Annotated in this window: 18 protein-coding genes and 2 pseudogenes; 8 read left to right on the top strand and 12 right to left on the bottom strand. The window is 60.0% G+C overall.

The genetic code is table 11. The annotated features are described in order from the left end of the window. The first annotated feature begins 113 nt into the window (after positions 1–113). Positions 114–1,649: an amidase gene (locus FIV39_RS20365; protein WP_090404590.1), complete on the top strand. Its 1,536-nt coding sequence runs from the start codon at positions 114–116 to the stop codon at positions 1,647–1,649. Positions 1,650–1,766: 117 nt separating this feature from the next. Here FIV39_RS20365 and FIV39_RS20360 read toward each other — a convergent pair whose 3' ends face one another. The 7 genes from FIV39_RS20360 to FIV39_RS20330 all read right to left on the bottom strand — a co-directional run bounded on the left by FIV39_RS20360 (position 1,767) and on the right by FIV39_RS20330 (position 10,134). Next, positions 1,767–2,522, bottom strand: a complete 756-nt coding sequence (locus tag FIV39_RS20360) for an ABC transporter ATP-binding protein (protein WP_090404587.1) — start codon at positions 2,520–2,522, stop codon at positions 1,767–1,769. Then, positions 2,516–3,562 carry a FecCD family ABC transporter permease gene (locus FIV39_RS20355; RefSeq protein ID WP_090404584.1) on the bottom strand — a complete coding sequence of 349 codons (1,047 nt, stop codon included), beginning with the start codon at positions 3,560–3,562 and terminating at the stop codon, positions 2,516–2,518. The genes FIV39_RS20360 and FIV39_RS20355 overlap by 7 nt, the downstream gene beginning before the upstream one ends. Next, positions 3,559–4,713 (bottom strand): ABC transporter substrate-binding protein, encoded by a 1,155-nt coding sequence (locus FIV39_RS20350; protein WP_090404581.1) that lies wholly within the window; start codon positions 4,711–4,713, stop codon positions 3,559–3,561. The genes FIV39_RS20355 and FIV39_RS20350 overlap by 4 nt, the downstream gene beginning before the upstream one ends. A gap of 64 nt (positions 4,714–4,777) precedes the next feature. After that, entirely contained in the window at positions 4,778–7,192 is a 2,415-nt protein-coding gene (locus FIV39_RS20345; RefSeq protein WP_090404578.1) for a TonB-dependent receptor, read from the bottom strand. 101 nt (positions 7,193–7,293) lie between these two features. After that, positions 7,294–8,271, bottom strand: a complete 978-nt coding sequence (locus FIV39_RS20340; RefSeq protein WP_090404575.1) for a FecR domain-containing protein — start codon at positions 8,269–8,271, stop codon at positions 7,294–7,296. Further along, positions 8,272–8,787 carry a sigma-70 family RNA polymerase sigma factor gene (locus FIV39_RS20335; protein ID WP_090404572.1) on the bottom strand — a complete coding sequence of 172 codons (516 nt, stop codon included), beginning with the start codon at positions 8,785–8,787 and terminating at the stop codon, positions 8,272–8,274. A 117-nt stretch (positions 8,788–8,904) separates the two neighbouring features. Further along, positions 8,905–10,134, bottom strand: coding sequence for an MFS transporter (locus FIV39_RS20330; RefSeq protein ID WP_090404569.1), 1,230 nt, complete (start codon positions 10,132–10,134; stop codon positions 8,905–8,907). Between the two features lie 173 nt (positions 10,135–10,307). Here FIV39_RS20330 and FIV39_RS20325 point away from each other — a divergent pair, with 173 nt between their 5' ends. Further along, on the top strand, positions 10,308–12,506 hold the full coding sequence (locus FIV39_RS20325; RefSeq protein WP_146371596.1) for a TonB-dependent receptor: 2,199 nt from the start codon (positions 10,308–10,310) through the stop codon (positions 12,504–12,506). A 185-nt stretch (positions 12,507–12,691) separates the two neighbouring features. Here the strand turns inward: FIV39_RS20325 and FIV39_RS20320 are convergent, their stop codons facing one another. Then, positions 12,692–13,540, bottom strand: coding sequence for an SDR family oxidoreductase (locus tag FIV39_RS20320; protein ID WP_090404563.1), 849 nt, complete (start codon positions 13,538–13,540; stop codon positions 12,692–12,694). An 89-nt stretch (positions 13,541–13,629) separates the two neighbouring features. Between FIV39_RS20320 and FIV39_RS20315 the strand changes: the two genes are divergently transcribed. Then, entirely contained in the window at positions 13,630–14,040 is a 411-nt protein-coding gene (locus FIV39_RS20315; protein WP_090404560.1) for a winged helix-turn-helix transcriptional regulator, read from the top strand. Between the two features lie 58 nt (positions 14,041–14,098). Here the strand turns inward: FIV39_RS20315 and FIV39_RS20310 are convergent. Continuing rightward, positions 14,099–14,626: pseudogene (locus FIV39_RS20310) on the bottom strand (NADPH-dependent F420 reductase); the annotation flags it as partial. Positions 14,627–14,683: 57 nt separating this feature from the next. Between FIV39_RS20310 and FIV39_RS33555 the strand changes: the two are divergent. After that, positions 14,684–14,845: pseudogene (locus tag FIV39_RS33555) on the top strand (LysR family transcriptional regulator); the annotation flags it as partial. A 42-nt stretch (positions 14,846–14,887) separates the two neighbouring features. On the opposite strand, the gene FIV39_RS20300 reads toward FIV39_RS33555, so the two are convergent. Continuing rightward, on the bottom strand, positions 14,888–15,598 hold the full coding sequence (locus FIV39_RS20300) for a hypothetical protein (protein WP_186731544.1): 711 nt from the start codon (positions 15,596–15,598) through the stop codon (positions 14,888–14,890). A 178-nt stretch (positions 15,599–15,776) separates the two neighbouring features. Then, positions 15,777–16,961, bottom strand: a complete 1,185-nt coding sequence (locus tag FIV39_RS20295) for an aldo/keto reductase (protein ID WP_090404553.1) — start codon at positions 16,959–16,961, stop codon at positions 15,777–15,779. A 188-nt stretch (positions 16,962–17,149) separates the two neighbouring features. Between FIV39_RS20295 and FIV39_RS20290 the strand changes: the two genes are divergently transcribed. After that, positions 17,150–18,130 carry an AraC family transcriptional regulator gene (locus FIV39_RS20290; protein ID WP_167361113.1) on the top strand — a complete coding sequence of 327 codons (981 nt, stop codon included), beginning with the start codon at positions 17,150–17,152 and terminating at the stop codon, positions 18,128–18,130. Positions 18,131–18,137: 7 nt separating this feature from the next. On the opposite strand, the gene FIV39_RS20285 is transcribed toward FIV39_RS20290, so the two are convergent. After that, a complete protein-coding gene (locus FIV39_RS20285; protein ID WP_090404550.1) occupies positions 18,138–18,647 on the bottom strand; it encodes an Lrp/AsnC family transcriptional regulator in 510 nt (169 codons plus the stop codon). 198 nt (positions 18,648–18,845) lie between these two features. Between FIV39_RS20285 and FIV39_RS20280 the strand changes: the two genes are divergently transcribed. The 3 genes from FIV39_RS20280 to FIV39_RS20270 all read left to right on the top strand — a co-directional run bounded on the left by FIV39_RS20280 (position 18,846) and on the right by FIV39_RS20270 (position 20,935). Then, a complete protein-coding gene (locus FIV39_RS20280) occupies positions 18,846–19,862 on the top strand; it encodes a 1-aminocyclopropane-1-carboxylate deaminase (protein WP_090404547.1) in 1,017 nt (338 codons plus the stop codon). 138 nt (positions 19,863–20,000) lie between these two features. Continuing rightward, positions 20,001–20,465 carry a transketolase gene (locus FIV39_RS20275; protein ID WP_090404544.1) on the top strand — a complete coding sequence of 155 codons (465 nt, stop codon included), beginning with the start codon at positions 20,001–20,003 and terminating at the stop codon, positions 20,463–20,465. A gap of 47 nt (positions 20,466–20,512) precedes the next feature. Then, positions 20,513–20,935, top strand: coding sequence for a hypothetical protein (locus FIV39_RS20270; RefSeq protein WP_090404541.1), 423 nt, complete (start codon positions 20,513–20,515; stop codon positions 20,933–20,935). Positions 20,936–20,940 lie beyond the last annotated feature (5 nt).

Raw genomic sequence — 20,940 nt, 5'->3', positions numbered from 1 at the left:
GCGTGGACAATGGAGTCCTCCGGAGCGAGCCGTAACCTGTGCAGTGGGCACGGGCGGCTTGAGTCAATGATCGCCCGATATCGGGTGGTTCTTAACGTCATTTGGAGAACACCATGTCCGTAAAACGCCCCAGCAAAGCCGACTTTCTGATTGCCGCCGAAGACCACGGTTATCACCTGACAGATAGCCAGATGGAGGCCTTCCTCAACCTGGCCGATGAAACGTTGAATTCCTACGAAGCCATCGATGCGCTGTACGCGGCCAACGTCGCGCAACAAGCGCCTGAACGCGAATACAACAAAGCCGCCGAGGCCGACAACCTGCACGGCGCCTGGTACGTGAAAACCCGTATCGCCGGCGCGGCGCAAGGCCCGCTGGCGGGCAAGACGGTGGTCATCAAGGACAACGTGTCGGTGGCTGGCGTGCCCATGGCTAACGGCTCATTGAGCCTGGACGGTTATATCCCGTCCGAAGACGCCACGGTGGTCAAGCGCTTGCTGGCGGCCGGGGCCACGGTGGTGGGCAAGTCGGTGTGTGAAGACTTGTGTTTCTCCGGGGCAAGTTTTACCTCCGCCAGCGGCCCGGTTAAAAACCCCTGGGACCTGACGCGCAATGCCGGCGGCTCGTCCAGCGGCAGCGCGGTGCTGGTGGCGCTAGGTCAAGTCGACATGGCCATCGGCGGCGATCAGGGCGGTTCAATCCGCATGCCGTCGGCCTGGAGCGGCATCGTAGGGCACAAACCGACTTACGGCCTTGTGCCTTACACCGGGGCGTTTCCGATTGAGCGAACCATCGACCATGTGGGCCCGATGGCCAATAACGTGCGCGATGTGGCAGCGATGCTCGACGTCATTGCTGGGGCCGATGGGCTTGATTCCCGGCAGAAGAGTCCGCCTGCGGTCAACTGCCTCGCGACGCTGGACCAGGGCGTTGCCGGCTTGAGAATCGGCGTGCTGCGAGAGGGGTTTGCGATCCCTGGGATGTCTGAGCCGCAGGTGGATGCACTGGTCAAGGCGGCGGTCGCCCAGCTTGAAAGCCTGGGCGCCAGCGTCGGCGAAGCGAGTGCTCCGTGGCACACTGGCGTGGCGCTGGATCTGTGGAACGTGATTGCCACTGACGGCGCCGCGTACCAGATGTTGCAGGGCAATGGTTACGGCATGAACGTCGACGGTTATTACGATCCGGACATCATGAGTTACTTCGGCGAAAAACGCCGCGAACACGCCGATGCGTTGTCCAGCAGCGTGCAAGCGGTCGCGTTGACCGGTCACTACAGCCTGAAAAACCTGCATGGCGCCTACTACGCCAAGGCACGGATGCTGATACCGGAACTGACGCGCCAGTACGACGAGGCATTCAAGGATTTTGACGTGTTGGTGATGCCCACCATGCCTTTCGTAGCCACGCCGTTGACCGCCGCGGATGCGCCCGTCGAGGAGTACGTGCACAGTGCACTGGACATGCTCGCCAATACCGCGCCGTTTGACCTCACGGGGCACCCCGCGACGTCGATCCCGGCGGGGCTTGCGGACGGCTTGCCGGTCGCCATGATGATCGTTGCTCCGCGCTTCCAGGATGCCCTCGCACTGCGCGTTGCCCAGGCCTACGAACACGCCCGTGGCGCATTCCCTAAACCTCCGGCGCTGTAAATAGTTTGCCTGCCCAGGCGCTGGCGAATACGTTCGCTGGCGACTGGGCTGCGTGACTGAACCAGCGGTTATGCATCAGTTTCTTGCGTAAATCTGTCGTCCGCGTTGGGTACGCTGTCACGTTATCCCGTCGATCAAAATATGTGGTTGTCCGCGACTGCACTGCTCAATCCGCGCCTCAACCTGGTACACCTCGCGCAGCATGCGTTCGGTGATCACCTCATGACTCGCGCCGCTGCCCTGTGCGGTGCCGTGTGCAATCACCAATACCTGGTCGGCAAAGCGCAACGCCTGGTTCAGGTCATGCAGGGCAATAAACACGATGACCTGCTGTTTGCGGGCCAGTGCGCCCATGAAGTTCAAGACCTGCACCTGACGATGCATATCGAGGGCGCTGGTGGGCTCGTCCATCAGTAGGATTTCCGGCTCGCGCACCAAGGTCTGGGCGATGGACACCAGTTGCTGCTGGCCGCCGCTGAGTTCGCCGAGGTTGCGAAAGGACAAGTCGCTGATGCCAAGGGCCTCGAGCATTTTGTCCACCCGGTTCAACTCGTCATCGTGGACGGTCCATTGCGGCGACAGTTGCTTGCGGGCCAGGAGCACCGATTCGTAGACCGTCAACCGCGCACTGGCATTCAAGCCCTGGGGCATATAGCAGATGCCCTGCCGGCCCTTTTTCGAGTCCTGCAGGATCACCTGCCCAGGCCCGTCGATCAGCCCGGCCATGCGTTTGAACAGGGTGGACTTGCCCGCCGCATTGGGCCCCACCACCGCGACCACCTGGCCGCCGGTGAACGCGGCCGTGGTAACGCCACGGATGATCGTGCGCTGGCCATAACGGGCACCCAGGTCCTGCAGTTGAATCTTCACCATGAGTTTTTCTTCCCGCTGAGGATCAGAGATATGAAGAACGGCACGCCGATCAGCGAAGTGACCACCCCGATCGGGAAGATCGCGCCCGGGATCAGGGTTTTGCTCACCACTGAACTGGCGGACAGAATCAGTGCGCCGGTCAGCAGCGAGGCCGGCAGGAAGAAGCGCTGGTCCTCGCCGATCAACATTCGCGCAATATGCGGGCCGACCAGCCCGATAAAGCCGATGGTGCCAACAAAGGCCACGGGGAACGAGGCAAGCAGGCTGACCATGATCAGCGTCTGAAAGCGTAGGCTGCGCACGTTGATGCCGAAACTGGCGGCCTTGTCGTCGCCCAATCGCAGTGCGGTCAGGGCCCAGGCGCGTTTGGCAAAGATCGGCAGGGTGATCACGATCACCAGGCAGATCACCCCGAGTTTGGGCCAGGTGGCTTTGGTCAGGCTGCCCATGGTCCAGAACACCACGGCCGCCACGGCTTGCTCGGTGGCGAAAAACTGCACCAGGGCCAACAACGCGTTAAACGTGAACACCAGGGCGATACCCAGCAGCACGATGGTTTCCGCGGTGACCCCACGACGCATGCTCAGGAAGTGAATCAGCAGCGCCGAAAGCATGGCCATGATGAACGCGTTGACCGGCACCATGTACTGCGCCGCCAACGGAAACAGCGCCACACCAAACGCCAGCCCCATGGCCGCACCAAAACTGGCGGCGGCGGAAATGCCCAGGGTGAAGGGGCTGGCCAGCGGGTTGTTGAGGATGGTCTGCATCTGCGCTCCGGCCAGGGACAACGCCGCACCCACGGCAACCGCCATCAGGGCGATGGGCAGGCGGATGTCCCACATCACCACGCGAACCTGCGCCGGCGCACTGTCCGGCGCAAAGAGTGCACCGAGTACTTCATTGAAGCTGTAGCGCGCCGGCCCCAGGGCCAGGTCAAGCAGCACGCTGCACAACAGCAGCAGGGTCAGGCCCGCGAGGATCAGGCGTTTGCGCAGCACCAGGCGCCGGTAGGTGTCGCGTTGAATCACCGCGCTCATGGTTTGAGGCTCACGAAGTAACCCGGCTCATAGGGCACTGGCAGGAATCGTTCGTGCAATTCGCGGAACGAGGCTTCAGGGTCCAGGTCGGTAAACAGTGTCGGATGAAACCATTTGGCCAACTGCTGGATGGCCACGAACTGATACGGGCTGTTGTAGAACTGGTGCCAGATCGCGTGGAACGCCTGGTCATCCTGTGCCTTGATCCCGGCATAGGCCGGGCGCCGGGTGTACCAGGCCAGTTTGCGCCGGGCTTGCGCCATGTCGGCACCGGGGCCCACACCGACCCAATGGCCACCGGGGGCAAAGGCTTCCCAGTTGGCACTGGTGACCACCACCTGTTCCGGATTGGCGACCACCACCTGCTCGGGGTTCAGCTGGCCGAAGGTGCTGGGGATGACGTTTCTGGCGATATTGTTGCCACCGGCCATATCGACGAACAGACCAAAGTTTTCATTGCCGAAACTCAGGCAGCAATCGTCGGTGTAGCCACCGATACGTTCGATGAACACGTTGGGGCGCTTAGGCTGTTGCGCGTTGATCACGTCGGTGACGCGGCGGATCTGCTGGTTGCGAAAGTCGATAAATGCTTCGGCACGCGCTTCTTTGCCGAACAACTGGCCGAACAGGCGCATGGTCGGTTCGGTGTTCTGCATCGGGTGGTTGCGAAAGTCGACGTACACCACCGGAATCCCCAAGGCGTCGAGCTTTTCGATATACCGGGCATCCTCGGTGGCGTGTTGGGCCTCGATATTGAGGATGATCACGTCCGGGCGCTGGGAGATGGCCTGCTCGATATCGAAGGTGCCGTCTTCAAAGCCGCCAAAGGTGGGGATTTTGGCGATGGCGGGAAATTTACGCAGGTAAGCGCCATAGGTGTCCGGGTCGGACTGGATCAGGTCCTTGCGCCAGCCGACGATTCGCTCTATGGGGTTTTGCGTATCCAGCGCGGCAACCAGGTACAACTGACGACCTTCCCCCAGAATGACCCGCCGGACCGGCAGGTGCACCTTGACCTGGCGCCCGAGCAAATCGGTGACGGTGCTGCGCGTTGCCTGCGGCTCGGCCGCCGTTGACGGCAGTGCCCATCCCAACAAACCCGCAAACAGCAGCCCGGCGAAGGCGTGGCTGCGTCGAACAATGGTAACCATGGTTAAAGCCTTTGCAGTGGTCGAGCCGGGTGGCGGTGCAGATAGCCGTGCCGGGCCGAAGGTTTCAGAAATCGACCGTGGTCGACAGTAGAAGGGTGCGTGGCGAGCCTTGAGAGAACGCACCATAGGAGGCGACGCCCGACCAATATTCACGGTCGAACACGTTCTGTACCGTGGCGCGGAAGGTCGTCGGCCGCTGGGCGATGCGCGTGCTGTAGCGCACGCCCATATCGAAGCGGGTCCAGGGGTCCAACTGCTGGGTATTGGCCTGGTTCACGTATTGGCTGGCGGTGTACAACGCGCCGCTGGTCAACGTCAGCCCCTCGACCCAAGGCACGTCCCACTCGGCCCAGAGGTTGGCTTGCACCTTGGGCACTCCCACCGGGGTGTTGCCCCGGTTGGCGGCTACTCCGCTTTTGGTCAGCTGTGCATCCAGCAACGTCACGCCGCCGAGCAGGCGTGTGCCTCGGCCGGCCTCACCGGATACGTTCAACTCCAGGCCCCGGTTGCGCTGTTCGCCTTGTACCGCAAAGGTGGTGCCTGACAGCTCGCCGCTGGGTTTGGTGATCTGGAACAGCGCGAGTGTGGACATGACCGTGCCGTAGTCGAGCTTGACCCCGACCTCATGCTGGCGTGAAACGTAGGGGGCAAAGACCTGGCCTGCGTTCGAGGCCGTGGCGGGGGCGATATCGCCTTTGCTCAAGCCTTCCAGGTAGTTGTAGTAGAGCGACACATGCTCCCACGGCCTGACAACTGCCCCGAACAACGGCGTGGTCTTGCCGTCGTCGTAAGCCGTCGTCACCGCGCCTGCCGCGTTGTAGTTGTTGGAGCGGATGGTCTGTCTGCGCAGGCCGGCAGTCACCTGCAGGCGCTGATCGAGCATCGACAAAGTGTCGGCAACCGCGACGCCGGATAATTCGGTCGCCGAGACTTTTGGCGTGGCAGGCGTTGCAATGTCTACCTCGGGCCGTGAGATAGGGTGGTAAATGTTCGACAGGATCGGCGGGCCTGAGAGGATGCCGCGCGACAACTCATCGCGATAACGCGTGACTTGCAGCGTGGTGCTGTGGCTGATCGGCCCGGTGTCGAAATGCAGGCGGGCACCGGTGTCGACCGTGTAGCGCCGGACCTTGAATTTGTAGTAGCCGGGGATCGACGAGGTGTCGCCGGCGGTGTTGATGATGGTCGGGGTCTGGTCGGACAGGCGTGCCACGTTCGACTGCCCACCGCCGGCATGGGCAAACAGGGTCAGTGCGTCGCTCACGTCATACTCGCCACCCAGCAAGGCCGATTCGTCGCGGGTCTTGGACCAGCCCCAATCCTGGCTGACGTTGGTTCGCCCGTTGGCGGCGTGGGGAATCGGCACCTCGGAAGCGATCAGGAAGGGCCGTGACGCGGCGTCAAATTGCTCTTGCTGGGCGATCAGGTCCAGGCTGGTGCGCAGTCGATCGCCCTGGTAATCCAGGGCGATGGCACTGACTCCGACATCCCGCGATTGCTTGTCGATGACGGTGTCACCCTGCTGCACACGGCCGTTGACGCGCACGCCGAATTGACGGTCTTGGCCAAACCGCCGACTCAGGTCGATGTGGGTGCCCAGTTGCAGGTCCTGGGCATAGGTGGCAGTGACGCGGGTCAGGTCCTCGTCCAGGGAGCGCTTGGGGACCACGTTGATCACGCCGCCGACGGCGCTGTTGGGGGACATGCCGTAGAGGAGGGCGCCGGGGCCTTTGACCACTTCGATGCGTTCGGCGTAGTCGGTGAATACCCGGTAATTGGAGGCCACGCCGTACACCCCGTCGAACGCCAGTTCCCCGAGGTTGCCTTCGCCCACCGGAAAACCACGGATAAAGAATGAATCGACGATACCCCCCGTCTGGCCGGTGGAGCGGACCGAGGAGTCGCGCTCCAGCACGTCGCCCACGGTTGTCGCCTGCTGGTCCTTGATCAATGACGCGGTATAGGTGCTGATGCTGAAGGGCGCGTCCATCACATCCGTATTACCGAGCAGGCCGAGACGCCCGCCCTCGGCCACCTGGCCGCCCGGGTACACCGGCGGCAGGCTATCGGTATGTTGTTGCGCCGCCTCCACGGTGGTGGCCGACAACGTGACCCTGCGCAGGACCAGGGTGTAGCTGCCATCGCTGCGCAACACCATCTCCAGGCCGCTGCCTGCGAGCAAACGCGTGACGGCCTCCTGCGTGGAGAAGGTCCCGCTCAGTTCGGGACTGATCAGCCCCTCGGTGATCGACGGCTGGAACGACAGGGCAATGCCGGCGTCCACGGCAAAGCTTGAGAGCGTAGCGCCGAGCGGGCCGGGGGCAATGTGGTAGGTCTGCACAGCGACCGCGTTCAATTGGGCCGGTTCCCCCGCCAATGCCGGCGCGCGCACAGCACTGGCCAGCAGCAGGCTGAGCACGACGCCGTGCACCATCGGTTTGAACGGACGAGCCGGACGCAGGGGCCGTGCTACGAGCATGAAAGGATGACCCAATGGACGAGAGGAAAAGGCTGTTCCTGTGTTTGCCAGTCGAGATCGAAAAAAGTATCACCCTGGCCACGGTTTATTTTTGCGTGAGCTCAGGCGGGCGACAGGGTGACCCAATAACCGCGCAAATGACTGTTCGCCAGCACGGGGTAGGTGTGCACCAGCATGCTTAAGGTGCGATCGGTATCACTGATCGGAAAGGCCCCGGAAATGCGCAGGTCGGCGATGGCGGGATCACAGCGCAGGAAACCTCGGCGGTAGCGCGTCAGTTCCGCGACGAAATCCGCCAGGCGCATCTTGTCGGCCATCAACATGCCTTGGGTCCATGAACCGATGTAGCGATCGGTCGGCGCCAGGTCACCAAAGGTCTGTGAGGAGAAGTCGGTGCGTTGCCCTGCGTTGACGATCAGCGGTGGGGTCTGGCGGTTATCGGCCAATATCACGCTCACCGCGCCGTCGATTACCGCGAGGTGCGTGCGTGGGCTCACTTCACGTACGGTAAAGCGTGTGCCCAGCGCCTGCATGCGCCCCTGGCGGGTGCTGATCAGGAAAGGGCGGGGCAGAGGGGCTGTGTCCACGGCGGTCTGCACCAGGATTTCGCCTTCGCGCAGGTGAATAAGCCGTTGGCGCTCGTCGAATACGACGTCGATGGCAGTATCGGTATTCAGGGTGATGCGCGAGCCATCGGCCAGGGTCAGTTCGCGGCGCTGGCCAACGTCGGTACGGTAGTCCGCTGACCATTGCTGCGATTGCGCCAGCTTCCAGCTTCCCCAACCCACGGGCATCACCGCCAGCAGGATCGCCAGCTTGCCCAGCGCTGCACGACGTTCCGGGCTGTTTGGTCGGTCCAGGGCCGACATTGCCAGGGACGACGGCAGGCCGCCGAACTTGCTCTGCAGCAATTGTGCACGCGACCAGGCGCGATCCCGCTCCGGGCTGCTGACCTTCCAGCGCTCCCATTCGGCGCGTTCGTGGTCGCTCAGTTCGCGTTCGCTCAAGCGCATCAGCCAGTCGGCGGCTTCTTCGAGTACCTGCGGGTCCAGCGGCGGTTCCTTGCGCAGACCGAGCATTCACTCCACCAGCATCAGGCACTGTACGAAGGCCTGCTTCATGTAACGTTTGACGGTGATCAGCGATACACCCAGCTGCTCGGCGATGTCGTCGTACTTGAGGCCGTTGATCTGCGACAGCAGGAAGGCACGCTTGACCAGCGGCGCCAGGGTATCGAGCATGGCATCGATTTCGTGCAGGGTTTCCAGCACCATGAAGTGCGCTTCGGGCGACGGCGCTTCGTGGGCAGGCACGTTCGCCAGTGCATCCAGGTAGGCGCGTTCCAGTGCCTTGCGCTGGTACCAGTTGACCAGAATGCCCTTGGCCACGCAGCTCAAGTACGCCCGTGGCTGGTCGATCACCGTGACTTGGGAGGCCAGGATCCGGGTGAAGGTGTCCTGGGCCAGATCCGCCGCATCCATGGCGTTACCCAGTTTTCTCTTCAGCGTGGCATACAGCCAGCCGTGATGCCCGCTGTACAGGGCCTCGATGGCGCGCAGGTGATTGAGGTGATTCGCGGAAGAGGTTTCGCTCATGGCGGCAGATTTGTTTGTAATTGAGAAGTATTCCCAATGCTAGTTGACAAACCGACGTGAGCGCAAGCGCGATCATGTCCGGTGATCAGGCGTGTGACATGCGTATCGAGGCGTTAATCAGCGATTGGGCGGCGCGGACACCGACCAGTACCGCAACGCGACCATGGGAATCAGCGCCACTGCATAGGCCAGGCACACGAAAAGATAGGTGTATTGCAGGCCGTAGACCTGGCTCAGCAAGCCACCGATGGAGATGCCGGCAATCGAGGCGAACTGCGCGGTACTTTGGGCAATCCCCAGTACGTAGCCTTGTCGCGAGCTGTCGGCGGTTTTCGAGACCAATGCCATCAGCACGGGGGTGGTCGCTCCCAGCAGGACCCCCCAAATGAAGTAGGCGACGATAAATACCACGGGGCTGCGCGTTACGCCCGCCACGGCAGTCAAGGCGATGCAACCCACGACGATATACGTGATGCGTTGCAGGGTTTCTGCCTGGGAACGATGCTCGAAGTAGCGCGACCATGCCGTTGCCGACAGGATAAAACCCAGCGCCAGCAACCCGTAGCACAGGCCGACGACGGAGTTGCTGACCTTGAACGTCGAGCTTACGTACAGCGAGAACGATGTCTGCGGCAGCATGCGCGCCAGCAGCAGGATCCCCATGACGCACAGCAGTGACAGCAGGGCAGAGCTGCGCCATACGCTGTCGGTGCCTGCGGCCGGCGTGCGGGTGGCCACCGTCGGTTGCTTGGGTACAGGGGGCACATCCGGCAACGTCACGGCGGCGATGACGGTACAGAGTGCGCAGAGCATCGAGGCGACGATGTTGATCCAGAAAAACGTCGCGTAATCGAGGATCAGGCCGCCAACAACCGCACCCAGCAGTGAGCCGACATTGGTCGATATCTGCAGAATCGCAAATAGCCGCGCTCGTCGCGACGGCGCTTCGATACTCACCCCGTAAGCCTGCGCCGGGGCGATATAGCCGGCAAAGGCGCCCTGCAGGAAACGCAGCACCAGGATGACCCAGATGTCGCTGAAAAACGCCAGCCCGAGCTGGGTCAGGGACAACCCCGCGAGTGCGCGGATCATCATCAATTTGTGCCCGTAGCGATCGCCGATACGGCCCCAGAATGCACTGGTCAGCATGATGCCCAGCATCGGCCCGACGTACACGGCGATGCTGGCGAAGCTGAAGACCGACTCCGAGGAGGCCAGCCCGCGCAGGTGCACGGGCCAGAACGGCCCGCTCATTTCCATCGCGCCCATGGAGACCAGTTGGATCGCGAACAGAAGATAAATGAGGATTCTCACACGCGAACCCTGGATGGCACCTGCTTGGGACATGAGTACTCCTTGGTCAGCCACAGGGCCATTTCATGCAAGTGTGGGAGGAACGCGGCTTCCAGTACAACCCTGCGACCGTGCAAAAAAATTAAACGGGAGGGTGATACTTTTTCGCACGTCGACTGGCATTAGGAGTGATTCCCATTTTCTCTCGTTGAAAGGATCCTCTCGTCATGCCTGTTGCCAGTCGGCCCTGCGGTGAACGCGCGTTAACACTTGCCATTCGAACGGCCCTGTTGAATTTCGTCATGGTCGCAGCGGGCGCCAATGCCTGGGCTGAGACACCAACGCCTGCCGTCACGGATGACAGCACGCCCAGCCTGACCCTCGACACCACCACGATCGACGGCCGCTACAACGGCCCGACGGCGCTGCCCGAGGTCCTTTCCGGTGGGCAGGTGGCGCGCGGCGCGCGGCTTGGAATGATGGGCAACAAAGACGTGATGGACACGCCGTTCAGCGTCACCAGCTACACCGCCAAAACCCTTGCCGACCTGCAAACCGTCACCGTAGCCGATGCCCTGGAACGCGACCCTTCGGTGCGCTCCACGGGGCAGACGGGCGGTATCGTCGATTCGTTTTTCATTCGCGGTTTTGCCATCGGCGAAGGCAACCTGGGTGAGCTGGCCTACGACGGTGTGTACGGCGTAGCCCCCAACTACCGGGCTTTTACCGAGTACGCCGAGCGTATCGAAGTGCTCAAGGGGCCGGGCGCCTTGATGTACGGCATCTCGCCCAACAGTGGCGTGGGTGGGGTGATCAATATCGTGCCCAAGCGGCCGTTGGAGGAAGACCTGACCCGGTTTACCGGCAGCTACGCGTCGGACTCCCAGGCGGGTGGGCACCTGGACATCAGTCGGCGTTTTGGTGCGGAAAACCAGTTCGGCGTGCGCTTTAACGGCAGCCTGCAGGGTGGCGACACGGCCGTGGACGACCAGCATCGCGACGTAGGGATCGGTGCGATTGCCCTGGATTACCGTGGCGAGCGGCTACGCCTGAACCTCGACTACATCAGTCAGAAAGAAAGCTTCGAGGGCGCCTCACGCCCGTTCACCATCGCACCGGGCGTTGACGTGCCATCCGCCCCCAATGGCCGCACCAGCCTGCCGCAAAAGTGGGGCTGGTCGGATACCAAGGAACAGTCCGCATTGCTCGGCGGTGAATATGACCTGAGCGACAACCTCACCGTGTTCGCCCATGCAGGCGGCGGCAAGTCGGATGTGAAACGCATGTCCGACCAGGTGCCGCGCATCCTCAATGATGCCGGTGACACCAGCAACGTGCCGGGCTATTACAAATTTAACGTCGACCGTTCTACCGCCGATGTGGGGATGCGTGGACTCTTCGCCACCGGCCCGGTCACCCATACCACTACGCTGATGGCGACCCGTTACCAGGATGAGCTGTCGCGGGGCATCAACAACGGCACGATAATCCTCTCCAATATCTACCACCCGGTGGACACGCCCAAGCAATACATCAACACGCCCAAGGTGCTGCGGATCTCGGAGTCGGAGTTGTCCGGCGTGGCCTTGACCGACACCTTAGGGATGCTCGACGACCGTCTCCAACTAAGCCTGGGTGTGCGCCGGCAGTTTATCGAGTCACGTAACTACAATGCCGCCGGCTCCGTCAGCTCGCGTTACAGCGCCAACGCCACCACGCCGTTGCTGGGTGTGGTGGTCAAGCCTTGGGAGGACGTCTCCCTTTACTACAACTACGTCGAAGGGCTGAGCAAGGGCGACGCGGCACCGGGCACGGCGAGCAACGCCGGGGAAACTTTTGCGCCGTATGAGTCCAAGCAGCACGAACTGGGGGTGAAGTATGAGCACGGCACCTTCATGACCACACTGGCGTTGTTTCAGATCGAGAAACCTGCCGGCGAACTGGGCGCCAATGGCGTGTATTCGGTACAGGCCGAACAGCGCAACCGTGGCCTGGAACTGAGCGTGTTCGGCGAAGTGGCCACCAGCACCCGCTTGATGGGCGGTGTGACCTTCCTCGATGGCGAGCTGACCAAATCGGCGACTGCCGCCAACCAGGGCAACAAGCCGGTCGGCGTGCCCGATATCCAGGCCAATCTGTGGGCGGAATACGACACCCCGTGGCTGGACGGTTTTACCCTCACCGGCGGCGCGATCTACACCGACAGCCAATACGTCAACCAGGCCAACACTCAACAACTCGATTCCTGGACCCGCATTGATGCCGGCGCGCGTTACGCCACCAAAATAGAAGGGCGGCCGACAACCTTCCGCGCCACGGTACAGAACGTGTTCGACCGTGAGTATTGGTCCGGCGTGGCCTCTTATAGTGCGTTTTCCCCGGGGTATCCACGCACCTTGCAACTATCGGCTACCGTCGATTTTTGACGGGTGCCGGTTTGGAGCAGTCATGCACCAGCAATAACCTTCAGGCTTGCTGGTCGCCCGATCATCAATGACCCGAATTCGCCATTGCTCAAAGGTGCGCAGGGGTTTACAGCCCTTGCGCTCTTTGTTGGCGTGGCTGCTCAGGCGATCGTTCTGCGAACAGGCGGCGCCACGGTGTTCTGCGATCATTGCCCTTTGAGAGCGCTTGCCACTGCAGCCGAAAGTGAAGTTGTGGCTCTGCCGATCAGCGTCGAAAGCTGATGGCTGTCATCGAAAAGCGCGTCTTTGGACGCGCTGACATCGTAGCCCGCCAGTGCATGTGCCAGTGGCTCCGGGAGGCCGAAATTGATTAACGCAGCGGCGTAGTCGGTTTCAGGCAAGTTCTTGTAGGGAATGTTCCTACCCGTTTGCCGAGAAACCTCGGCTGCGAGTTCCGATAACGTCCAGGCGCAGTCTCCCGCCAACTCGTAAATCTTCCCTTCTTGATCGTCGCGGGTGAGCACTACGGCAGCCGCCTGGGCGAAATCTTCCCGTGTCGCCGCTGAAATCTTTCCGTCACCTGCGCTGCCGATTAATTCACCGGCCGATAACGCGCCAGCGATAAAGCCGGTGTAGTTCTCGGTATACCAACCATGACGCACTATCGTGAATGCCAATCCCGACGCTTTGAGCTCGGCTTCCGTTTGCCGATGCTCCTCGGCGAGGTCCAATGAAGAGGTATCAGCGTGCAGTACACTTGTATAAACAACGCGCTTCACACCGGCCTGCTTTGCTGCGTTGATGACATTTCGATGCTGCGAAAGTCGCTTGCCTATTTCGCTTGAGGAAATGAGTAGCAGCGTGTCGACTCCGTTGAGCGCCGCGACCAGCGTTTTCGGACTGTCGTAGTCGGCAACACGTGCGTCCACCCCAAGATCACTCGCCTTGTCAGGGTTGCGCACCAGCGCGACTATGTTCGACGCGGGTACTTTTTGCTTGAGTTTCTCGACAACGAGGCGGCCAAGTTGGCCGGTGGCTCCGGTGACGGCGATCATGAGGTGGATCCTTTTACAAAATTTGATAGAGCCGGCAGAATATGGCCTTAGCTAACTTTTCGTAAGTACGCACCTAAAGGTAAGTGAACATGCCGGATTCCGAGTCCTCTGGAGCAACCCCTCCCGCAACATTGGCCAACCGACTGCACAGCGGAGAATTATTCGCCCCGGATTGTCCATCAAGGATCGTGCTCCAACACGTCAGCAGCCGGTGGGGAGTATTAGTATTGGTGGCCTTGCTCGCGGGTACGCATCGCTTCAGCGATCTGCGTCGCAAGATTGGAGGCGTCAGCGAAAAGATGCTTGCGCAGACCCTCCAGTTTTTGGAACTTGATGGCTTCGTTCTACGCAAATCTTATCCGGTTGTGCCACCTCACGTTGAGTACAGCCTCACCCCTATGGGAACTGAGGTAGCCCGCCATGTTGAAGGCCTGGCTGACTGGATCGAAGACAATCTGCCAAGAATTTTGGATGAACAACGCTCTCGACAGGTTTCATAAGGGGCTTCCGAGCCCTGACACGTTAATACAGGAGAGAATAGGAAATTCACTCCGATAGTCAGGCGGTCAGTTGCCGATTCATGGCAACAATGTCCTCGTGGGTGAAATGGCCACCGGGCGTCATGAACTTGGCCATCAGGGCGTCCCGGTTTTGAGGCGCCTTCAACTTATCTGCCGCGCACAAGGCAGACCTCAACTCTGGCAACTTCAGTTCGGTGCAATAGGCAGGTGTACCGGGTTGCTGACGCCATGAGTCTTCAAGGCTACCCGCGGCAAGCGCGGTAAAGCCGGTGTCCTCTACAAGATCTTGCGCGATCGCCTCAGCATTGATGTCATCGCCAGCCACAGGTACGGCTATGCGTGAGGAAGACCCGACCGGTTGGCCGTGGTCGGCAAGCGTTGCTGCGAGGACGGCATTCCAGGCCTTGATCACCGGGCGGCCAATCTGCTCGCTTACCCAAACGCTTTCGGGCTTGCCGTCGTCGACTTCCTGGATCGCCCCGTCTCGCCCCGGATAGTAATTGGAGGTGTCGATGATGACGACCTTCTCGGGAATACGGCTCAATGTTTGCCGCAGATCCGGGTACTACCCGCCTTGTGAAGCCTGAGCGCCAGACCGAGGCCGATGCCCGAGGTGCCGCCAGTAACCGAGCAAGAAATCCTGGACGGGCGCTTAGTCAGGGCACTCGACGAAAGCTGGGATATACCTTTGGAAATTCATCTGACGCGCCCGAAAGCAATCCTCAGTCAATCTGCTGAAGAGTTTTGGAGCAGGGCGGGTAGTGACGCGCAAACTCCCACATGACGACCGCCCAGTGACACGCAATGTCCAAGCGGGTCTTTATCTTTATGTCGGATGACTGAGCGAAGGAGGTTTTCTGGCTCCCGCCGCAGAGTTTAACCAGAGCAGCATTGCGGCGAGAGAGGCGGCGACTATCAGCGTAAGCCACATGATGACCAGCAGGGTGAAAGTGACACTGTTGTTTAACTCACGAAAAATGCCGAAGGCAAAAGCCGTGTACCAAGACACACCCGAAACTGCACCGGACGCAAGAAATAAGGCCGCTCTTTTGCGAGACACGCCAAAGAGCAGGGGGCGACTCACGTCGCGTAGGGCTTCTGGCAGCACAAGCGCGTGGATGATTATTCCGTTGATGGTCAGCACGATCACCACAATGACCTTCGCCCAGAGTTTGGGGTTTTCAAACTTTTCCGGCGACTCCATCGCGTAAAGGGCAAGGAAACCAAGGCCTGAAAGCCACAGTAGGCAGAGTCCAATAGTGACCGCGTCGCTGATGAAGTGAAAGGTGCGTCCGATTTCAACCGGGAGGCTGCCCCGGCGCATCCAACGCAAGATCCAGAGGTCCAGCATCGTGGCTCCACCAAGACCGAAGCACATGCCGAGCAGGTGTATACCGATAAGGAGGGTCAGCACTTTTAGCTGTGGGAGTGGCGCCGGCAATGGAACGCTAAGCGCGAGTGTGTCGGCGAGTAAGTGACCACTGCCGGACAGCGCCAGCAGGCCGCCTAAAACCATGAGAGACGTGCGAATCTTCATTTATTACGGCCTTGGATGAGTGTTTTTAGTTGGGCGCGTGCGCAGTTTATTGACTGGAATAGGCTGATCAAGCGGCTGCTATCTATAGCCTTGCAGCAACCAGGAAGATAAGTTTCGGGTTAAATGAGTCCAGCGACGATAACGCCACATCAGCAGGTAGCACGGGCGTAGCGCCTACTCAGGAAGGGACCGGTGCTTGAGCGTCGATCAGGTTCCGACTCTTGAGCTCCTCCCAAAAGGCTGTTGGGATACCGACCTTCATCGCCTGCACATTGGAAACGATCTGTCCCGGCGAGCGGGCCCCCGGAATGATCGCAGACACTTGCGGATGTGCTGCCGCGAACTGCAGGGCGGCAGTATGAATGTCGATGCCATGTCGTTTGGCAACCGCCATGATTCGCGCGCGCTTTTCCACCGCACCGGCAGGCAGATCCAAGCTGAAGTTATATCGGCTGCGCCCTCCCAGGAATCCATCGTTCAGTGGTGTTCCAACCACAACGCTAGTGCCCTTACGGCTCAACGCCGGAAAGGTGTTGCGCAACGCATCGCCGTGCTCAAGGAGCGAATACTGGCAGGCAAGCAACACGATGTCGGGCGTCGGGTCATCACCGGCCATTGCCTGAACCACAGCATTCGGCGTATTGACTCCGAAGCCCCATGCCTTGATGAGCCCCTCATCACGCATCTTTTCAAGCTCAACCATCGCCCCAGTGCGCGCAATTTGATACGCCGCTTCCCAGCCGCCTTCCAGTTCGGTGTTATCGGGCGAGATGTCATGGATAAAGACGATATCGATACGCGGCAGCCCCAGCCGCTGCAGGCTGTCTTCCACGGAACGACGCGCGCCTGCCGCGGTGTAGTCATACCGGTAGTTGAAGGGCGCGGGGGACTTCCAGATGGCATGGTCCGCGCGCGGGCCACCCGCGGCAGTCAATACACGTCCCACCTTGGTGGAGACCACATAGTCGTTTGGATCTTTGCCGTGCAGAAAGCGGCCGACACGATATTCACTCAAGCCAAACCCGTAGAACGGCGATGTGTCGTACAGTCTTACACCCGCGTCCCAAGCGGCCTGTAGAACCAGGCCTGCCTGCTCGTCGCTGATCGGCGCGAAGATATTGCCAATCTGTGTCCCACCCATGCCAAAGCGTTGAGGCGTCACGTATCGCAGGGTAGGCGAGGGCGAATTGGTGGGCAGGTCCGTGCGCACTGGCCGGCCTTCAGTCCGCATCACGCTCCCGCGCTCCGTCAGTAAAGACGGCGCTGGGGCTGTGGCCGCCGAACTTGCGACACTCGATGCTGGCAGCAACGCGGCTGCAACAGTACCCACTGCCGAGTAAGTAAGAAAATCTCGTCTGTCCATCCAACTTTCCTTTCACGACCGAGGTTTCACGGGATCATCGAAGCCGGTATTCGTACGAGAAGTTAGAACAACCAGGGATAGCTGGGTGACCCTAATACGCCATATTTTTTGCATAATCCTGCCGATACGCTTGTGCTGAGCACACACTCTCAGCAGACTCGAACATTCCGTAAACAGGGGCGCATGTGATGACGAGCGGGTCCTTCTCGCAGTTTGGTTCCGGCCAGCTGCATTCTCTGGTGTTGCGCGATCCCATACAGCCCAACGAACGTCTCCAGGCACTCAGGCGGCTGATCGAAAAAGTCACCCGGCAGATTGGTTTGAACGAGGTCTGCAAAACATCGATTCCCGATCTGGCCTTTTATCGAATGACTGACCTGGGTACGCCCACTTACTGCATTTATGAGCCTTGCGTGGCCATCATTCTGCAGGGGGCGAAGGAGATCACCTTCGGCGAAGAAGCCTGTGAGTTCGGGCAGGGCGCGTTCTTCGTCACGTCGGTCGACATTCCCACACTGGCCCGCACTACCGCCGCCAGCGAGGAAACCCCCTATTTATCCGTCGTGTTGAAGCTCAACCTTTCGATGCTCAGCGAGGTGATCCAGACCTTGGAACCCCCAACGCAGGAAATGGCTACTCAAGCGCGGGGCTTCGTATCCGGTGCGGCGTCGACTGAGCTGCTCGATGCATTCGCTCGACTCGCCACGCTGATCGAGCGGCCGCTGGAAGCAGGTTTGATGTCGGAGCTGATCAAGCGGGAAATATGCGTTCGGCTATTGCTAAGTAGTGCAGGGCAGTGGTTGCGCAGCGTCACGCGCGACGGTTACCGAGACAAGGGCATCGTGAGAGCCATTGAATGGCTGAAACATCACTACGACAAACCGCTGCACGTGGCCGACCTCGCCGAGCTATCAGGAATGGCCAGCTCTACGCTGCATCACAGTTTTCGCAAGCTGACAGGCACCAGCCCCGTTCAGTATCAAAAAGCGTTACGGCTGCAAGCCGCACGCAGCCTGATGTTGACCGATCGGGTAGACGTGAACACCGCCGCGTTGCGAGTCGGCTATGAAAGCGTCGCTCAATTCAGCCGCGAATATGCCCGGCGTTTCGGAGCCCCGCCCTCGAGAGACATCAAGCACGCAAGGGAGCAGGGCGGAATGCTCGACTAGCGGCGCTTCAAAGGGGAATGTGGGTGGTCGACAAGACCTGACGCAACCCCATGAACGATCGAATCTGGCGAACCCCCGGCAGGTAAAGCAATTGCTCCGCGTGGAGCCGGTTGAAGCTGTTGCTGTCCTTGGTTCGTATCAACATGAAGTAGTCGAATTCCCCCGTCACCACATGGCACTCCATGCAGCCGGACACTTTTTGTGCGGCTGCCTCGAATGCGGCAAAGGATTCCGGTGTGGAGCGGTCCAGCACCACGCCGATCAACACCACCATCCCCGCCTCCAGCGCAACATTGTCCAGCAGTGCAACGATGCCTTTGATCAGGCCGACTTGCTTGAGCCTTTCGACGCGCCTGAGGCACGCCGGTGCACTCAACTTCACCTTCTCTGCAAGCGCCACATTGGAGATGGAGGCATCTCGCTGCAGTGTCTTGAGAATGGCGCGGTCGGTTCGATCCAGTGGCTGCGGTATCGGGGCTGATACGCCTGGCTTCTTTCGAGTGTTTATTGCGTTCATGATTGTTTATTCGCAATTAAAGTGTGTTTTGTATTTTAAGTGAGAAATTATAGTTCTTTAAACAATAAAAGTTTGCAACACATCTTTTTAGAAAACTTCTTAATATTGAACTCATCGAAGCCCGCCTGAAACAACCTGGAATGCAACCTTTGCCTTTCGGCCTGGCGCTTTGATGTCCAGTAATCAAGGAGCAGCGTCATGAACCTGAATCGTTTTAAACGTTATCCGTTGACCTTCGGTCCTTCTCCCATCACGCCCTTGAAGCGCCTCAGTGAACACCTGGGGGGCAAGGTCGAGTTGTATGCCAAACGTGAAGACTGCAACAGTGGCCTGGCCTTCGGCGGGAACAAAACGCGCAAGCTCGAATATTTGATTCCCGAAGCGCTCGAGCAAGGCTGCGATACCTTGGTTTCCATCGGCGGCATCCAGTCGAACCAGACTCGCCAGGTGGCCGCCGTTGCCGCTCACCTGGGCATGAAGTGCGTGCTGGTGCAGGAAAACTGGGTGAACTACTCCGATGCGGTGTATGACCGCGTTGGCAATATCGAAATGTCTCGCATCATGGGCGCCGACGTACGACTGGACGCCGCCGGGTTCGACATTGGCATCCGGCCCAGCTGGGAGAAGGCCATGGACGATGTGGTGGCGCGGGGCGGCAAGCCGTTCCCGATACCGGCGGGTTGTTCCGAACACCCCTACGGCGGCCTGGGGTTCGTCGGCTTTGCCGAGGAAGTGCGAGAGCAGGAAAAACAACTGGGTTTCACGTTCGACTACATCGTGGTGTGCTCTGTGACCGGCAGTACCCAGGCCGGCATGGTCGTCGGTTTTGCTGCTGACGGCCGTTCGAAGAACGTTATCGGCATCGATGCCTCGGCCAAGCCAGAGAAAACCAAGGCTCAGATCCTGCGTATCGCCCGGCATACCGCAGAGTTGGTGGAACTGGGCCGTGAGATCACCGAAGACGACGTGGTGCTCGATACACGTTTTGCCTACCCGGAATACGGTTTGCCCAACGACGGCACGTTGGAAGCCATTCGTCTGTGCGCAAGCCTTGAAGGTGTGCTGACCGATCCGGTGTACGAGGGCAAATCCATGCACGGGATGATTGAAATGGTCCGCCGTGGTGAGTTCCCCGAAGGCTCGAAAGTGCTGTATGCGCACCTGGGCGGGGCGCCTGCGCTGAATGCCTACAGCTTCCTGTTCCGCGACGGCTGATTAACGCCAATAGCCTTTCGGCGCGAGCTTGCTCACGAAACGCTGGGGGTGGTCGGCATGAATGTTGAATGTCACCACCCCAGCGTCGGATCACCACCCGGAGCACGCGGCTCCTATCCAACCGTCGGGAGTACCGCCATGCATGCGATAACGCAATCCGCAGTCTGGATCAAGGAGCCTTCGGCGGATGCCGGAGTGGTGATCGTTACCAGCGCCGCGTTGCCTCAATACATGATCGACAAGCTGCACGTGGCGATAGAGGAATGGGACCAGGTGGCTTATCTGGCCGTCAAACACTCCGAGGTGTTGATGCTCGACTGGTTGCGGGTCGGGTCCAGCCCGGAGCAATCCGCTGGGGGCTACGCGTGCCATGCCAGCCAACTGTTGCGCTGCGTCTCCCACGGAAGCTTTTTACTGGATGTCGAAACTGGCACGAATTGCGGCATGACGTGGCTGGGATCTGTTTGCGGTCATCCGTTGCGCGTGGTCGAACTTGGAGGAGTAGCTTCCTCCACTGCGCAGATGGATCAACAGGTGGAGGCGGTGTTGGCGGCGACCCGAAGCCTGGCGAAAAGCGTGTTGCAGGCACGCGGCGTCATTTAACCAAGGACCTGGTCCATTCGACTGTTGGAACAATAAAGGCACCGCTTATGAGCCGAACTGTCGATTGTCGTCCCAACGCAATGAAGTGGATGCGCGAGCCTTCAAGTGGCACGCGCATCGTGGTCATCGTGTGTGGACTTGATAGCGTTCATATTGACTTGATTCATCAAGGGTTCAGCTGTTTTGACAATGTTGCGCTGATCCATGTCGATACGGTGGACACCGTGCCTGGCAAGCTCGTTGATGTGCAAGTGACCGAGAGTGACTGTTCCTTTGTAGTGCTCGGTGAACTTGATGAGCGTTTATTGCATAGTCTCTCCATGGGTAAACGATGCATCTACTCGATAGCGCCGGATGGGGCGGCCGAATGCTCCGTCCTTGCGGCAGTGGAACAGGTAAAAAACTTCGCCCGAGTAAGCCATTCGCGCCAACTTGAAGTGATACCCGACAGCGGTAGGCGCTGCCTGTGAACCTG

Origin of the sequence: Pseudomonas grimontii (assembly GCF_007858185.1) — a bacterium.
GTDB classification, from domain to species: Bacteria; Pseudomonadota; Gammaproteobacteria; order Pseudomonadales; family Pseudomonadaceae; genus Aquipseudomonas; species Aquipseudomonas grimontii.
This window is presented reverse-complemented; position numbering and strand designations above follow the sequence as displayed.